The following is a 14,984-nucleotide window of genomic DNA, read 5'->3' as shown; positions in this document are numbered from 1 at the left end:
TGCAACAGGAGCCGGGCAAAGCTGAACCCGGCTGTGCTTCGCGGGTGCCTGGCGCGGTCCGGGATGGTTAATTCGCGGGATCGAAACGGCTTTGCGGAAACGCGCGGCGATGTACCAGTCCCTTATTCTCTGCTCAGCCCCGCGCTCGGGCAGCACGCTGCTCTGCGACCTGCTTGCCGGCACCGGTGTGGCGGGGAACCCGCATTCCTTCTTCCGGCGCGAAGACCTCGCCGAATATGCCGAGGAGTTCGGACTTTCGTCGTCCGGGATCGATAGGGCCTATCTCGACGCTGTGATCCGCGAGGGAACCGGCGACACCGGTATCTTCGGCGTGCGTATCATGTGGGAGACGTTCGGCGAGCTCGACGCGGCGCTCGACCGGATCCATCCGGGGCTTCCCGGCGCTCCGGCGCGGCTGGAGCGGGCCTTCGGGAAAGTGCTCTTCGTGCACCTGACCCGAGCGGACAAGGTGGCGCAGGCGGTCTCTTTCCTGAAGGCGCAGCAGACCGGTCTCTGGCACCGTTATGCCGACGGCTCTGAGCGCGAACGTATGGCGCCGCCGAAACCGGCCGAATTCGATTCCGCGCAGCTCGCGGATCTCGTTGCACGGCTGACGGCGGCCGATGCGGGGTGGGCGAACTGGCTCGTGGCGCACGGTATCGAGCCGGTCCGCGTCGATTACGACGATCTCAGCCGCGATCCGAAGGCGGAGCTGGCGAAGGTGCTCCGTGCGCTCGGGCGCGATCCCGCGATCGCGGAAAGGGTGGAGATCAGGGCCGGAAAGCTCGCCGACGCGGAGAGCGCGGAATGGGCCGAGCGTTACCGGCGCGAGGTCAGCTCTTGATCTTGTAGCCGCGCTTCAGCAGCAGGTAGCAGAGCAGGATCAGCGCCGCGTTCATCCCCGTCAGCACCGCGGCACCGACCAGCGGGCTCGAATCCGACCAGCCGATCAGGCCGTAGCGCACGCCGTCGATCATGAAGAAGAACGGGTTGAGATGCGCGAGCTGGTTCCAGATCCCCGGCAGCTGGTCGATCGAATAGAAGGTGCCGGAGAGGAAGGCGAGCGGCTGGATGACGAAGTTCGTCACCGAGGAGAGATGGTCGAACTTCTCCGACCACATGCCGGCGGCGATGCCGATCAGCGACATGGCGAGCGAGGCGGAGATCGCGAAGAAGATCGCGACCGGCCAGTGCGCGGCGTGGAAACCGACGGCGAACGACATGGTGACGACGGTGGAGATGCCGACCACGAGGCCGCGGGTGACGCCCCCGGCGGCGAAGGCGGCGAGCAGCTCGCCCGGCCCGAGCGGCGGCATCAGCACGTCGACGATATTGCCCTGCACCTTGGAGATCATGATCGAGGAGGAGGTGTTGGCGAAGGCGTTCTGCATCATCGCCATGACGACGAGGCCTGGCGCCAGGAACTCGGAATAGCTGATCCCGTTGCCGAGATCGATCGAGCGGTGCATCGCCAGGGTGAAGATCGCGAGGAACAGCAGCGAGGTCACGACCGGCGCGAAGACGGTCTGCGTGATCACCTTGAGGAAGCGCCGGACTTCCTTCTCGTAGAGCGTCCAGACCCCGACCCAGTTCACCCGGCCGACATGGCGGACGGTGGGGACGGGTACGAAAGTCTCGTTGTCGTTCGGGACGAACGGGCGGTCTGTCATGAACTGGGCCGTTGGCGAGTGGGCGGTCGGCGCGCACAATAGGCGCCGAGTGGAGTGACAGCAACCAGATGGGGCATGCCCGGCGGGAAACAACCCGCGGGCGCCCGGAAACCCGATGAACGACAGTCAGAACGAGGCCGCAAAAGGCAAGCCGCGCCGGGCCAAGAAGGTGCCGAAACGGATCACCGAGAGCTATCTGAAGAATGTCGCGCTCTGGTATCTGGAGCGCTATGCGAGCTCGGCGGCGAACCTGCGCAACGTGCTGATGCGCCGTGTGCGGGTCTCCTCCGCCCATCACGGCACCGATCCTGCGGAGGGCGCGGCGATGGTGGAGGAACTGATCCGGCGCTATGGCGAGGCGGGGATCCTCGACGACCGGCTGTTCGCGGAGACCCGGGCGCGTTCGCTCGCCGCGCGCGGCGGCTCGGCGCGGATGATCCAGCGCAAGCTGATGGAGAAAGGTGTTGCCTCGGCGGATATCGATGCCGCGCTCGAGGCGGTGCGCGAAGAGGGGACTGGCGAGCTCGACGCGGCGTTCCGCTATGCCCGCCGCCGGAGGATCGGTCCCTTTCGCAGCGCGGAAAAGCGCGCGGAGACCCGAGATCGCGACCTCGCGGCGCTTGCCCGGCAGGGCTTTCCCTTCGAAATCGCAGCCAAAGTGGTCGATGCCGAGAGTGTCGAGGCGCTCGAAGCGGAATTGAATTTCGCAAGCGGCGGCTGAGTTCCGCGTCAACGCAGCGCACAAAAATCGCTTAACCCCGTGCTTACGATTGCTATAGTGGCGCCCAACGAATCACGACGGATGCGGTCAGCAATCCGCATCGGAGCAGAGAGGGGGAAACAATGTGGGAAGTCCATGATTTTCCGGTGCCGGCGGATCTCGCCAAGACCGCGCATGTGGACGAGGCCGGTTACGAGAAAATGTACCGGGAGTCGGTCGAGAACCCGGAAGGCTTCTGGGCCGAGCACGGCAAGCGGATCGACTGGATAAAGCCCTACACCAAGGTGAAGGACGTCTCCTTCAACGCCTCCGACCTGCACATCAAATGGTTCCATGACGGCACCCTGAACGCGTCGGCGAACTGCCTTGACCGGCATCTCGCGGAGCGCGGCGACCAGGTGGCGATCATCTGGGAAGGCGACGACCCGAAGGACGACAAGAAGATCACCTATCGCGAGCTGCATCGCGACGTCTGCAAGTTCTCCAACGCGCTGAAGGATCTCGGCGTGAAGAAGGGCGACCGGGTGACGATCTACCTGCCGATGATCCCGGAGGCCGCGGTCGCCATGCTGGCCTGCGCCCGCATCGGCGCGATCCACTCCATCGTCTTCGGCGGTTTCTCGCCGGACGCGCTCGCCGGGCGGATCCAGGATTGCGAAAGCAACATCGTCATCACCGCCGACGAGGGCCTGCGCGGCGGCCGCAAGGTGCCGCTCAAGGTCAATACGGACAAGGCTCTGGAAGACTGCCCGGACTGCAAGACCGTGGTCGTCGTCAAGCGCACCGGCGGCAAGGTCGACTGGGTCGAGGGCCGGGACCACTGGTATCACGACATCTGCGATGCGGCTTCGGAAGACTGTCCGCCGGCGGAGATGAACGCGGAAGACCCGCTTTTCATCCTCTATACCTCCGGCTCGACCGGCAAGCCGAAGGGCGTCCTGCACACCACCGGCGGCTACATGGTCTTCGCCTCGATGACGCACCAGTACGTCTTCGACTATCGCGACGGCGAGATCTACTGGTGCACGGCCGACGTGGGCTGGGTCACCGGCCACAGCTACATCATCTACGGTCCGCTGGCGAACGGCGCCACGACCCTGATGTTCGAGGGTGTGCCGAACTATCCGGATTTCAGCCGTTTCTGGCAGGTCTGCGACAAGCACAATGTCTCGATTTTCTACACTGCACCGACCGCGATCCGTGCGCTGATGCGCGAGGGCGACGGGCCGGTCAAGTCGACCAGCCGCAAGAGCCTGCGCATCCTCGGTTCGGTCGGCGAGCCGATCAATCCCGAAGCCTGGATGTGGTACCACGAGGTGGTCGGCGAGAAGCGCTGCCCGATCGTCGATACCTGGTGGCAGACCGAGACCGGCGGGATCCTGATCACGCCGCTGCCGGGGGCGACCAGGCTGAAACCGGGCTCGGCGACGAAGCCGTTCTTCGGCGTCCAGCCGGTGATCGTCGACGGGGACAACAAGGTCCTGGACGGCGCGACCGAGGGCAACCTCTGCATCCAGGACAGCTGGCCGGGGCAGATGCGCACGGTCTATGGCGATCATGAACGCTTCATCCAGACCTACTTCACCACCTTCCCGGGGCGCTACTTCTCCGGCGACGGCTGCCGCCGCGACGAGGACGGTTATTACTGGATCACCGGCCGCGTCGATGATGTGATCAACGTCTCCGGCCACCGCATGGGTACCGCCGAGGTCGAAAGCGCGCTGGTCGCCCACGACAAGGTCGCCGAGGCGGCGGTCGTCGGCTATCCGCACGACATCAAGGGCCAGGGCATCTACGCCTATGTCACCCTGAATGCCGGGCTGGAGCCGACCGAGGAGTTGCGCAAGGAGCTGGTCGCCTGGGTCCGCAAGGAGATCGGCCCGATCGCCTCGCCGGACCTGATCCAGTGGGCGCCGGGCCTGCCGAAGACCCGTTCCGGCAAGATCATGCGCCGTATCCTGCGAAAGATCGCCGCGAACGAGCATGACGCGCTCGGCGATACCTCGACCCTGGCCGAGCCGGCGGTGGTCGACGATCTGGTCAAGAACCGGATGAACAAATAAGCCTTACGCAGGGCCCGCTTCGGCGGGCCCTGCGAGCTTCACTCAAAGTAAAGGCGGTTATATGTCGATCGGCCGGGTGCTTTGAGAATCGCCTAGTCCTGGCGTATCAAGCAATCCATCCAGCGTCGAAACCGGTCGATCCGACGCCAATCAGCGTGACCGTGCCGCCGCCGTGGGTGATCACCAGATCCGAACCCGAGCTCGAGGTCGAGTAGGTGGTCGTGAAGCTCAGCCGGTCGCCCTCCGCGGCGTTGAAATCCGTCACCGTGTCGTTGCCCTGGGCGTCGGTCGCGAAAAAGAACGTGTCGGCGCCCGTGCCACCCGTGAGCACGTCGTTCTCACGGTTGCCGAGGATGAGATCGTCGCCGGCGCCGCCGTCGATCGTGTCCTCGTTCTGGCCGCCGAAGATCGTGTCGTTTCCGTTGCCGCCCGAAATCAGGTCCTGGCCGTAATTGCCGAAGATGGAGTCGTTGCCGTCGCCGCCGAGGAGGGTTTCCACGCCGTCCTGCTGGCGCAGATTGCCGTAGGCGTCGACCCTGGCCGTGCCGCTGTTCTGGCCGCCGAAGATCGTGTCGTCGCCGGCTCCGCCGTCGAGGAAGTCGATTTCCTTATTGCCGTAAAGGACGTCGTTGCCAGCCTCGCCCGAGAGATAGTCCGTGCCGGACTCGCCCATCAGGATGTCGCTGCCGTCGCCGCCCATCACCGTGTCGTTGCCGAGCCCCGCCTGGACGACGTCGTTTCCGCCGAGCGTGCTGAACCTGTCTGCCGTCTGGCTGCCGGTCCAGTTCTCGGCGCCGGCGGTCCCGCTTTTGTTGTAGCCGTAGATCGCGGCCGCCTTCGCGATATCGTAATCGGTGATCGTCTCGGTGCCGCCGAGACGGCTGTTCATCAGGCTTCCGGGAGTCTCGTCATGATCGAGCCCGAGCGCGTGTCCGACCTCATGCCGCAGCGTGGCCGTAAAATAGCTTGAGTCGTAGTAGTCCATGACGATGAAGTCATAATCGACGCCGTCCGTCGCGATGAGTCCGTCGCCGTTGCCGTCATAGGGAATATTGACTCCGAGGGTCCCGCCAAAGCCGTCGATGAAACTTTCCATCACGAACACGTCGGCGGCGTAGGTGTTCGAGGTGAAGACGAAGTCGATATTGAGCTGGCTTTCCCATTCGTTGAAAACGGAATGGGTGATCGATTTCTCGGAGGAGGAAATCTCGTAAAATCCGTTGAGTGTGAAGGAGAAGTCCAGCTCCGTCGTGTAGTGAACCGTCGAGCCGGGAACAAAGGAAATGCCGGTATAAAGACCCATTTTTATGACTCTCTAAAATATATTAAAAATTGATACGAGCCATCCGAGACCCGCCCTGGTTGCCATATTTCCATATGACGCATTGCAGGGAAAGACGGTAAATACCCGTTAACCTTGTTTTTCCGGCATTTCGAAAGCGCCGTTGCCCAGAATCAGGAAGCCCGGCATGAGCCGGGCTTCTGAGCTAGCTTTGCCCTCGTTAAAGAAGGCAGAAATTTCTGTGTTGGGGGGGCGCTCAGGCCGGGTGCCGCTGCACCAGCTGTTTGGCGATGATCAGGCGCTGCATCTCGTTGGTGCCCTCGGCGATGGCGAGCAGCGGCGCGTCCCGGTAATAGCGCTCGATATTGTATTCCTTTGCATAACCGTAGGCCCCGTGCAGGCGCATCGCCTCGAGGCTGTTATGCAGCGCCGCCTCGGTGGCGAAGAGTTTCGCCATCCCGGCTTCCATGTCGCAGCGCTCCTTGCGGTCGTAGGCGGCGGCAGCCTGTTCCACCAGCAAACGGGCGGCCTCGACCTGCGTCGCCATGTCGGCGAGCTTGAGCTGGATCGCCTGGTGTTCGGCGATCGGCTTGCCGAAGGTCTTGCGGATCTGTGCGTAATGTACGGATTCCTCGAGGCAGGCGCGGGCGATGCCGACGCCGCGCGCGGCGACGTTGATGCGGCCGAGTTCGAGCCCTCCGAGGATCTGCTGCATCCCCCGGCCCTCGATCTCGCCGACGAGGTTGGCGTCCGGGACGAAACAGTCGTCCAGCGTGAAGCCCGCGGAATCGATGCCCTTGTAGCCGAGCTTCTCCAGCTTCTTGGAGACGTTGAAGCCCTCGCCCTTCTCGACCAGGAAGAGGCTCATGCCCTTGTGCCGGGGCTTCGCCTCCAGATCGGTCTTCGCCAGCACGGCGAGGATATGGCCGTGATAGGCGTTGCTGATCCACATCTTGGTGCCGTTCAGCTTGTAGCCGCCCTCGCATTTCTCCGCGCGCAGGCGAATCGCCTGCAGGTCGGTGCCGGCATCCGGTTCGGTCAGCGCGATCCCGCCCCGAAGTTCGCCCGTGGCGAAGCGCGGCAGCCAGGCGGCCTTCTGCGCCTCGGTCCCCGAGCGCTCGATTGCGGCGGCCATGATCAGGTGCGAATTGAAGATGCCCGAGATCGACATCCAGACCCGGCTGACCCGCTCGACGATCTTGGTATAGGTCGTGGCCGAGAGGCCGAGTCCGCCCCACTCCTCGCCGATGGTCGCGCCGAAGAGACCGAGTTCGCACATCTTCGCGACGATCTCCTCCGGCCAGGCGTCTTCCGCTTCCAGCTTGTGCGCGTAGGGTGCCACGTCGCGCTCGAGGAACCGTTCGACGGCGTCGAGGACCATGCGCTCCTGCTCGGCGCGCTCTTCCTGGGTGAGACCGCTGTCATTGGCGGCGGCGATGGCATTCATGAGCTTTCCTCCCGGACGGGCCGGAGTGATGCGCCGGTTCGTGGCGTCGGCTTTGATGTGTGTCGATCAACCGAGAATACAGATTACGTCAGCTGCGTGGACTCAGAATATAGCGGAAAATAAGCCCCGAGAGTCCGATGACAAGGAAGATGCGGACGATATGGAACGCCGCGATCAGCGGCACGCCGAGTTCAAGCACAGCGGCAGTGATGCTCATCTCAGCCATTCCGCCGGGCGAGACGGACAGCACCATCGTGGCTGCGGGCAGGCCGGTGACGCCGGCGACGCCGATTCCGAATGCGACATTGAGGCCGACCAGAACCAGCGTGCTCACCACGGCATGCGGCAGGAAGCGGCGCAGCGAGAGCACGAGATCGCGGCGGTAGCGCAGGCCGATGAAGCAGCCGATCAGCACCTGGGACAGGTTCAGCAGTTCCCGTGGCATGCCCGAGAGATCGAGCTGCAGCACGGTGATCAGCGCGGCGGAGGCCAGCGGACCGAGGATCCAGGCATTGGTGATCCGTCGCCAGGCCATCAGGCCGCCCACGGCGAGGGACGCTCCGATGAGGATCGGAAAGCCTTCCAGGTCGAACGGCAGTTTCGCCACCTCGAACGGCGAATGGCCGGTGGCGCCGAGCAGGATCAGGGTGGTCGGGATCGTGGTCACGACGCAGAGGATGCGGAGCGACTGGGCAAGCGAGACCGGGGCCATGTCGCCGCCCCAGCGGGTCGCCTGCAGCGCCATCTCCACCACGCCGCCCGGCAGGCTGGAAAAGAAGGCAGTGGCGATATCGACCTTCGCGACCCGGCGGAGATAGAGCGCCGAGAGCATTCCGAAGCCGATCGAGGCGAGGGCGCAGACCACCATGACCACGATATGGTCAATGACGAAGGCGGCGACGGCCGGGGTGAAATTCAGGCCGATGCCGGTTCCGAGCAGGAGCTGGCCGGTCTGCCGCGCACCTTTAGGCATCGTGAGAGTCTTGCCGCTCATGCTGATCGCGGCGACGACGAGCATCGGGCCGAGCAGCCAGGCCAAGGGGACGTGGAGGAGGGCAAATACCCAGCCGCCTCCTGCCGCGATGGCAAGACTGAATGCGTGACGGGTAAGCGTTGCTGCGGACATCCTGGCGATGGTCCAGTCGGCGGACCGGAAGCGGTCCTGAAGGAAAGAATGTTTCTTTTTACGGATCGGGCGCGCCGCCCGTCAATCGCTTGACCCGGGATTCGCCGTCGTGGTTGGGATGTATTCCACAAAGCCGAAAAAATGCGGGAGCGCAAGCGTGAGCGAGGCGGAAATGCAGGAACGGTTCGTCGCGCTGATCCACCGCAACCCTGTGAACAGGGCGATCCTCGACCGCCTACCGGAACTTGGGGTCGACGACGCATGGCTGGTCGCCGGATGTCTCTTCGGCGCTGTCTGGAACAGTCTTTCCGGACGTCCGGCGACGGAAAATATCCGCGACTACGACATCGTCTATTTCGATCCGGATACCGGATACGACGCAGAGGATGTGGTGATCCGGCGCGGTACGGAACTCTTCGGGGATCTCGGCGTGGAGATCGAGATTCGGAACCAGGCGCGGGTTCCGCTCTGGTTCGAAGAGCGGTTCGGGGCACCCTACCCGCCGATCTTCGAGGCGAAGACCTGTATCGAGCGTTTCGTCGTGGCCGGGACCTGTTGCGGTATCTCTTCGTCCGGCGAAGTCTACGCGCCGCATGGCTATGACGATATGTTCGGAGGCATATTGCGTCTCAATCCCGAAAGCCCGACGCCGCATCAGTTCGCCTACAAATGCGGCAGCTATCTGGAGCGCTGGTCCTGGCTCAGTGTCGTGGAGGGAACGGTATGAACGACGAAAGCAATCAGGCGGAAGAAAAGGATACGGCCGGGGTCATCCTGCCGCCGCCGGTCATCCTGCTGATCGCGGTGCTTCTCGGGTTCGGTCTCGACTATCTCTGGCCCAGGCCCTTCGCGCCGGACTGGGCGCGCTATTATCTGGGCTCCGCGGTGATCCTTTCGGCCATAGCGCTCGCGATCGCGGGAGAGCGCCAGTTCAAGCGCGCCGGGACCAGCGTGAAACCCTGGGTGCCCTCGACGGCGATTGTCACCTCCGGGGTCTTCGCCCGCACCCGCAATCCGATGTATCTCGCCATGGTGATCCTGCTGGCAGGCATCGGTCTGCTCGGCAATTCCCTCTGGTTCCCCGTCATCACCATCGGCTTCGTCGGGGTGATGCAGTATGGCGTCATCCTGCGCGAGGAGGCTTATCTCGAACGCAAGTTCGGGACGCCCTATGTGGAGTACAAGGCGCGGGTCCGGCGCTGGATCTAGAATTCTGTCTTTCCCGATGAGGGCGCGAGCGCCTCTTTTGCCGGCGCAGGTCACGTGCGAGAGTGCGCGCTGATATCCGGGGGGGAGCGGGATGAATGCGAGAACCATTCTGGTGACGGGCGCGGCGAGCGGGATCGGCGCCGCCACGGCGCGGAAGCTGCTCCGTCCCGGCGACCGCTTTCTGTTGCATACCCGTTCAAATGAAGCCGGGCTTTCGCGTGTCGCGGACGGCCTCCGGGAGGCCGGGGCCGAGGTCGAGACCCTGCTGACAGATCTCGCCGCACCGAATGCCGGCCGCATGCTGGTCGAGCGTTGCACGGAGCGGTTCGGTGGTCTCGACATTCTGATCGCCAATGCCGGCTATGCCGACCGCGCCCCGCTCGGCGAGGCGGGCACGGAGCTTTTCGAGCAGGCCCATGACGCCATCGCGCGCTCCTTCTTCGAGATGGCGGAGGCGGCGCTGCCGTATCTCGAACGCTCGCCCGCTGGCCGGGCTGTCGCGGTCAGTGCGTTCGGCCCGCATGTCTGGCGCACCGATCTTCCGTCCTTCGCGGCGACGGCCGGAGCGAAGGCATCCCTCGAGGCGACGGCGCGGGCTTTGGCCCTGCGCCTGGCGCCGTCCGGGGCGACGGCCAACATCGTCGCACCGGGCTTCATCGAGAAGGATGCGGGCACGCCCTCGGCGCTGAAGCCCGGGGCGGTCGACGCCTTCGTGCCGTCGATCCCGATGGGGCGGCGCGGGACGCCGGACGAGGTCGCGGCGGTGATCGGCTTTCTCGCTTCCCCCGAGGCGAGCTACGTTACCGGTCAGCTCATCCATGTGAACGGCGGATTGGTCTAGGGAGAGAAGAATGGCAGAAGCGAGAATCGCCGGGGTGATCGGCCTCGGTTCCATGGGCATGGGCGCGGCGCGCTCGCTGGTTGCGGCCGGCGTCGAGACCTGGGGCACGGATGTGCGCGCGGACTCGGTGGCGGATTTTGCCGCGAATGGCGGCAAGGGGGCGGCCAGCCCGGCCGAACTCGCGGCCCACGTCGATGCGCTTCTCGTGCTGGTGGTGAATGCCGACCAGACCGAGAGCGTGCTGTTCGGCGAAACCGGCGCGGTGAGGCACCTGAAGAAAGGTGCGGTCGTGGTCGCCAGCAGCACGGTTCCGGCGGCCTATGCGCGGGATCTCGAAGCGCGGCTGGCGGAACACGGGATCCTGATGGTCGACGCGCCGGTCAGCGGCGGTGCCGCGAAAGCCGCGACCGGCGAGATGACGGTGATGGGTTCCGGCAGGCCGGAAGCCTTCGAGGCGGCCGGGTTCCTGCTCGACGCGATCGCCTCCAAGGTCTACCGCCTCGGTGACATGGCCGGACCGGGCTCGACGGTGAAGACCATCAACCAGCTGCTTGCCGGCGTGCATATCGCCGCCGCGGCGGAGGCGATGGCGCTCGGCATCCGGGCCGGAGTGGCGCCGCAGGACCTGTTCGAGGTGATCTCCAATTCCGCCGGCTCGTCCTGGATGTTCAACAACCGGGTGCCGCATATCCTGGACGGCGACTATACCCCGCTCAGCGCGGTGAACATCTTCGTGAAGGATCTCGGGATCGTGCTGGAGACGGGCAAGCAGCTCACCTTCCCGCTGCCGCTCTCGGCGGCGGCGCACCAGCAGTTTCTCGGAGCGGCGGCGGCCGGGCTCGGGCGGGAGGACGATTCCGCTGTGATCAAGGTGTTCCAGAAACTGGCCGGGATCGATCTGCCCGAAGCCAAGTCCTGATCAGAAGAAGCAGAGCAGCCCGTAGCAGGACGCGCCGAACAGCTTCACCGCGACGAGATAGCCGATCAGGTCGAGCGCCAGCGTCAGACCGAGGATCGGCAGTGCCACGAAGCCGATGAAATAGAGCGCCGCCCAGCGGGTGAAGCGGCGGCCGGGGATCCTTTGCCCGTGGATCAGCGGCGGCTTTTTGAATTGTGCGAAGAGCGCCATGGGCTAAGACTAACCGGCGAACGGGGCGGGGGAAACAGCAATGGCGTCAGGCGCCGGAACCGACAGGCGCGGCGAGGAACTGGACGGCATCGTCGCTCTCTGGGACAGCGTCGACCAGCGGCAGTGGGACGAACTGCTGGCGAAGGCCGCGCGTCCGCCGCTGGAGCAGGCCTCCGCCTACGGTGCCGCCATGGGTCGTGTCTCGGCATACCGGCCGGTCCCTGCCGTGTTCATGCGTGGACCTGATCCCGTAGCGCTCGCGTTGCTGCTCGAATGGCGTTTCCCTGGCGGCTTCCGGATGGCCAAGCTGACCCGCGGCCCGGTCTTTCTTGCCGATGTCTCGGAGCCTGAACGGGAAGCGGTCTTCCGTCTGATCAAGCGGCGCTATCCGGTGACAAAGCTGAACCTTTTTTTCATGACGCCCGAATTGCCCGCGGGTGCGGCAAGCGAGGGGCTTCTCAGAGCTGTCGGCATGCGGCCGGTGGTGACCGGCTACAGTACGGTCTGGCTCGATCTCAGGCCCGAGCTCGAAGAGCTCCGCAGCGGACTGCACATGAAATGGCGCAATCAGCTGAAACTCGCGGAAAGCGCCAAGCTCAGGGTACGCAGCGGCTATGGCGGCGCGCCGATGGAGTGGCTGCTCGCCCGGCACGACCAGCACCGCAAACGCCGGAAGTTCCGCGCGCCCGCCGGTGCCTTTGTCGCCGCCATCGCCGACAGCGGGCGCGACAAGCGTGCGGTGCAGGTGTTCACTGCCTATTCCGGCAGCGAGCCGGTTGCCGCGCTCCTCACCGTCCGGCACGGCAGGGCCGCGACCTACTATGTCGGCTGGACCGGGGTGGAGGGACGGGAAAAGCACGCCCACAATTTGCTGCTCTGGAACGCGATCGAGAAGCTGAAGGGGCTCGGCGTCGAATGGCTCGATCTCGGCGGCGTCGACGGGCTGCACATGCCCGGCGTCTCGCGCTTCAAGCTCGGTGTCGGCGGCGAACTGGTGACGCTCGCGGGGACCTATCTCTGACCGTCAGGTATTGACCGGCCCGCTCTGTCCCTTGCCCGCCTTGAAGCGCGCCCTGGCGAAGGCGAGCAGCCGGTCCTCGACCAGCCGGTTGATGCTGCCGGCGGGGTACTTTCCCTTGGCACCGCGCGCGCCGGCCTTCTTGCCGGTCAGCGCCTCGATGCCGTCCTCGATGGTCGTGATCGGCAGGATGCGGAACTTCTTCTCTTCGCAGGCTTTGACCACATCCTCGCGCAGCATCAGGTGCTTCACGTTGGAGGCCGGGATCAGAACGCCCTGACGGCCGGTCAGGCCACGCGCCGCGCAGACGTCGAAGAAGCCCTCGATCTTCTCGTTCGCGCCGCCGATCGCCTGCACCTCGCCCATCTGGTTGACCGAGCCGGTCACCGCCAGCGACTGGTCGATCGGTACCTCCGAAAGTGCGGAAAGCAGGGCGTAGAGTTCCGCCGAGGAGGCGCTGTCGCCGTCGACGCCGCCGTAGGACTGCTCGAAGGTGAGGGTCGCTGCGAGCGACATCGGCGCCTCGAGCGCATAGGTCCGGGCGAGATAGCCGGAGAGGATCATCACGCCCTTGGAATGCAGCGGGCCGCCGAGTTCCACCTCGCGCTCGATATCGACCACCTTGCCGCCGCCGACTCGCACCGTGGCCGAGATCCGGCTCGGCTTACCGAAAGCGAAAGTGCCGATCTGCAGAACGGAGAGCCCGTTCACCTGCCCGACCTTCGCGCCATCCGTATCGATCAGCACCGTGCCGCGGGTGATCTGCTCGATCGAACGCTCCCTGATCCGGTCGGCGCGATGGATCTGCGCGTCGATGGCCTGCTGGACATGAGTGCGCGAGACGCTCTGCTTGCCGGCCTCTCCGGCCCAGTGGTCGGCCTCGCGCATCAGGTCGGCGATCAGGCCGACGCGGGTCGAGAGCCGTTCGGAATCCCCCGCGATCCGTGCCGCATGCTCCATCACCCGCTCGATGGCGTCGCGCCCGAAGCGGCGTAGCTTGTTGTTGCGGGCAATGGTGGCGACGAGGCGGGCGAAGAGCTGGTCGTTCTCCGGCGATCGGTCCAGCACCTCCTCGAAATCGGCGGCGACCTTGAACAGGTCCTGGAAGTCCGGATCGAGCGAGGAGAGCAGCAGATAGAGCCGGTAGTCGCCGAACAGCACGATCTTCAGGTCGAGCGGGATCGGGTCCGGCTGCAGCGACAGCACGGTGGCCGTGGCGGAGGTCATGTAGGGCGATTCAATGGTGATCTGCTCGGCATAGAGCGCCCGCTTGAGGGCCTCCCAGCTCATCGGGTTGAGCAGGAGCTTGTCGGCGTTGATCAGCAGAAAGCCGCCGTTGGCATGGTGCAGCGCGCCCGGCTTGATCAGCGTGAAGTCGGTGATCAGGGTGCCCATCTGCGCATAGTGCTCGATCCGCCCGATCAGTTTCCCGAGGGCGGGATGGTCCTCGACTATGACCGGCGCGCCGCCGGACGGGATATTCGAGACCAGGACATTGACCTGATAGCGGGTCGCCGGATCGTGCTCGACCGCGCCTTCGCCGCTGCCGCCGTTCGGCAGCGCGAGCGGACCGTCCTCGTCGGAATGCATGAAGAGGCCGATATGCTCGACCATGTCGTCGGCGACGATCTTCAGATAGGCGAGAACGTCGTCGCAGCAGGTCATCACCGCAGCGACATCAGCGATTTCCTGCTCGATGACGTGCCGTGCCGTCTCGCGGGCGATCTTGCGCAGTTCCCGTAGCCGGTCGCGCTCGATCATCGGCAGACCGTGAAGGACCTTCTGCAGTTCCTCCATCATGCCCTTGGTGGCTTCCTGGTAGCGCTTCTGTGCTTCCTCGGGGAGCTGCTGGAAGGTTTCGGGCGCCATCGGCTTCTGGCCGGAGAGCGGCGCGAAGGCAAATCCCTGCGGGGTTCGGATCAGCGTGACGCCGTGCTTGCGCGCCTCCGTATCGACGCCCTCCAGCGCGTGCTGCTGCTTCTCGGCCGCGTCCTTGTTCACCGCGTCGATCCTGAGACGGTAATCCTCGCTCTCGAACAAGGTCGGCAGGACCGCCTTCAGGTCCGAGACAAGCTCCTGCATGGCCTTGCGGAACGGCTCGCCCCGGCCCGGCGGAACCGAGATCGCCAGCGGCATGTAGGGCTTTTCGAAATTGTGCACATAGACCCAGTCAGGCGGCGCGTCGAGTTCGGCCCCGCGTTGCTGCAGAAAGCGGTTCACCGCCATGTGCCGGCCGGACCCCTTGGGGCCGATGACGAAGAGGTTGTATCCGCGCTGCCGCATGCCGGCGGCGAACTTGACGGCGCCGAGCGCCCGTTCCTGGCCGATCAGCGCCTCGATATCCTCAAGGTCGTCCGTGCTCTGGATGGAATGCGGCTTCAGGTCGGTCCTGGTGAAGAGTGCTTTAGCAGCAAGTGGCTTAACGGCCATGGCGCGTCCCTCTGAAAGCCTTCTTCGGTTTTATCGCCGCTTCGCCGT

At 64.9% G+C, this 14,984-nt stretch carries 14 protein-coding genes; 8 read left to right on the top strand and 6 right to left on the bottom strand.

All coding sequences use genetic code 11. The features are described from left to right. Positions 1-109: 109 nt before the first annotated feature. Positions 110-844, top strand: a complete 735-nt coding sequence (locus tag JJ959_RS13800) for a Stf0 family sulfotransferase (RefSeq protein WP_292884504.1) — start codon at positions 110-112, stop codon at positions 842-844. Here the strand turns inward: JJ959_RS13800 and JJ959_RS13795 are convergent. Further along, positions 834-1,670 (bottom strand): ABC transporter permease, encoded by an 837-nt coding sequence (locus JJ959_RS13795; protein ID WP_292884502.1) that lies wholly within the window; start codon positions 1,668-1,670, stop codon positions 834-836. The two genes, JJ959_RS13800 and JJ959_RS13795, sit on opposite strands and share 11 nt — an antisense overlap. A 115-nt stretch (positions 1,671-1,785) precedes the next feature. Here JJ959_RS13795 and JJ959_RS13790 point away from each other — a divergent pair, with 115 nt between their 5' ends. Continuing rightward, a complete protein-coding gene (locus JJ959_RS13790; RefSeq protein ID WP_292884500.1) occupies positions 1,786-2,391 on the top strand; it encodes a RecX family transcriptional regulator in 606 nt (201 codons plus the stop codon). A 122-nt stretch (positions 2,392-2,513) separates the two neighbouring features. After that, positions 2,514-4,454 (top strand): acetate--CoA ligase, encoded by a 1,941-nt coding sequence (gene acs, locus JJ959_RS13785; protein ID WP_292884499.1) that lies wholly within the window; start codon positions 2,514-2,516, stop codon positions 4,452-4,454. A 106-nt stretch (positions 4,455-4,560) separates the two neighbouring features. On the opposite strand, the gene JJ959_RS13780 is transcribed toward acs, so the two are convergent. The 3 genes from JJ959_RS13780 to JJ959_RS13770 form a co-directional block, all read right to left on the bottom strand. Further along, complete coding sequence (locus JJ959_RS13780) at positions 4,561-5,757, bottom strand: matrixin family metalloprotease (protein WP_292884497.1); 1,197 nt, start codon at positions 5,755-5,757, stop codon at positions 4,561-4,563. A gap of 235 nt (positions 5,758-5,992) precedes the next feature. Further along, positions 5,993-7,183, bottom strand: a complete 1,191-nt coding sequence (locus JJ959_RS13775) for an acyl-CoA dehydrogenase family protein (RefSeq protein WP_292884495.1) — start codon at positions 7,181-7,183, stop codon at positions 5,993-5,995. Positions 7,184-7,271: 88 nt separating this feature from the next. Continuing rightward, positions 7,272-8,309, bottom strand: a complete 1,038-nt coding sequence (locus tag JJ959_RS13770) for an AbrB family transcriptional regulator (protein ID WP_292884493.1) — start codon at positions 8,307-8,309, stop codon at positions 7,272-7,274. 157 nt (positions 8,310-8,466) lie between these two features. Here JJ959_RS13770 and JJ959_RS13765 point away from each other — a divergent pair, with 157 nt between their 5' ends. From JJ959_RS13765 to ltnD, 4 genes are all read left to right on the top strand, one after another. Further along, entirely contained in the window at positions 8,467-9,036 is a 570-nt protein-coding gene (locus tag JJ959_RS13765; protein ID WP_292884491.1) for a nucleotidyltransferase family protein, read from the top strand. Beyond that, positions 9,033-9,518, top strand: a complete 486-nt coding sequence (locus tag JJ959_RS13760) for an isoprenylcysteine carboxylmethyltransferase family protein (RefSeq protein ID WP_292884489.1) — start codon at positions 9,033-9,035, stop codon at positions 9,516-9,518. Before JJ959_RS13765 ends, JJ959_RS13760 begins: the two co-directional genes overlap by 4 nt. Before the next feature lie 91 nt (positions 9,519-9,609). After that, positions 9,610-10,359: an SDR family NAD(P)-dependent oxidoreductase gene (locus JJ959_RS13755; protein ID WP_292884487.1), complete on the top strand. Its 750-nt coding sequence runs from the start codon at positions 9,610-9,612 to the stop codon at positions 10,357-10,359. Positions 10,360-10,369: 10 nt separating this feature from the next. Next, entirely contained in the window at positions 10,370-11,278 is a 909-nt protein-coding gene (gene ltnD, locus JJ959_RS13750) for an L-threonate dehydrogenase (protein WP_292884486.1), read from the top strand. On the opposite strand, the gene JJ959_RS13745 is transcribed toward ltnD, so the two are convergent. Beyond that, positions 11,279-11,488, bottom strand: a complete 210-nt coding sequence (locus JJ959_RS13745) for a hypothetical protein (RefSeq protein WP_292884484.1) — start codon at positions 11,486-11,488, stop codon at positions 11,279-11,281. A 40-nt stretch (positions 11,489-11,528) separates the two neighbouring features. Between JJ959_RS13745 and JJ959_RS13740 the strand changes: the two genes are divergently transcribed. Further along, complete coding sequence (locus JJ959_RS13740; protein ID WP_292884482.1) at positions 11,529-12,509, top strand: GNAT family N-acetyltransferase; 981 nt, start codon at positions 11,529-11,531, stop codon at positions 12,507-12,509. Between the two features lie 3 nt (positions 12,510-12,512). Here the strand turns inward: JJ959_RS13740 and JJ959_RS13735 are convergent, their stop codons facing one another. Continuing rightward, a complete protein-coding gene (locus JJ959_RS13735; RefSeq protein ID WP_292884481.1) occupies positions 12,513-14,936 on the bottom strand; it encodes a Lon protease family protein in 2,424 nt (807 codons plus the stop codon). Positions 14,937-14,984 lie beyond the last annotated feature (48 nt).

The sequence above is a fragment of the Nisaea sp. genome (genome assembly GCF_017640745.1).
Classification (GTDB): Bacteria; Pseudomonadota; Alphaproteobacteria; order Thalassobaculales; family Thalassobaculaceae; genus Nisaea.
This window is presented reverse-complemented; position numbering and strand designations above follow the sequence as displayed.

Coding starts and splice junctions, on each gene's coding strand:
- acs (WP_292884499.1), top strand. CDS start 2,514: ATGTGGGAAGTCCATGATTTTCCGGTGCCGGCGGATCTCGCCAAGACC.
- JJ959_RS13735 (WP_292884481.1), bottom strand. CDS start 14,936: ATGGCCGTTAAGCCACTTGCTGCTAAAGCACTCTTCACCAGGACCGAC.
- JJ959_RS13780 (WP_292884497.1), bottom strand. CDS start 5,757: ATGGGTCTTTATACCGGCATTTCCTTTGTTCCCGGCTCGACGGTTCAC.
- JJ959_RS13755 (WP_292884487.1), top strand. CDS start 9,610: ATGAATGCGAGAACCATTCTGGTGACGGGCGCGGCGAGCGGGATCGGC.
- JJ959_RS13740 (WP_292884482.1), top strand. CDS start 11,529: ATGGCGTCAGGCGCCGGAACCGACAGGCGCGGCGAGGAACTGGACGGC.
- JJ959_RS13760 (WP_292884489.1), top strand. CDS start 9,033: ATGAACGACGAAAGCAATCAGGCGGAAGAAAAGGATACGGCCGGGGTC.
- JJ959_RS13745 (WP_292884484.1), bottom strand. CDS start 11,488: ATGGCGCTCTTCGCACAATTCAAAAAGCCGCCGCTGATCCACGGGCAA.
- JJ959_RS13770 (WP_292884493.1), bottom strand. CDS start 8,309: ATGTCCGCAGCAACGCTTACCCGTCACGCATTCAGTCTTGCCATCGCG.
- JJ959_RS13795 (WP_292884502.1), bottom strand. CDS start 1,670: ATGACAGACCGCCCGTTCGTCCCGAACGACAACGAGACTTTCGTACCC.
- JJ959_RS13800 (WP_292884504.1), top strand. CDS start 110: ATGTACCAGTCCCTTATTCTCTGCTCAGCCCCGCGCTCGGGCAGCACG.
- JJ959_RS13790 (WP_292884500.1), top strand. CDS start 1,786: ATGAACGACAGTCAGAACGAGGCCGCAAAAGGCAAGCCGCGCCGGGCC.
- JJ959_RS13775 (WP_292884495.1), bottom strand. CDS start 7,183: ATGAATGCCATCGCCGCCGCCAATGACAGCGGTCTCACCCAGGAAGAG.
- ltnD (WP_292884486.1), top strand. CDS start 10,370: ATGGCAGAAGCGAGAATCGCCGGGGTGATCGGCCTCGGTTCCATGGGC.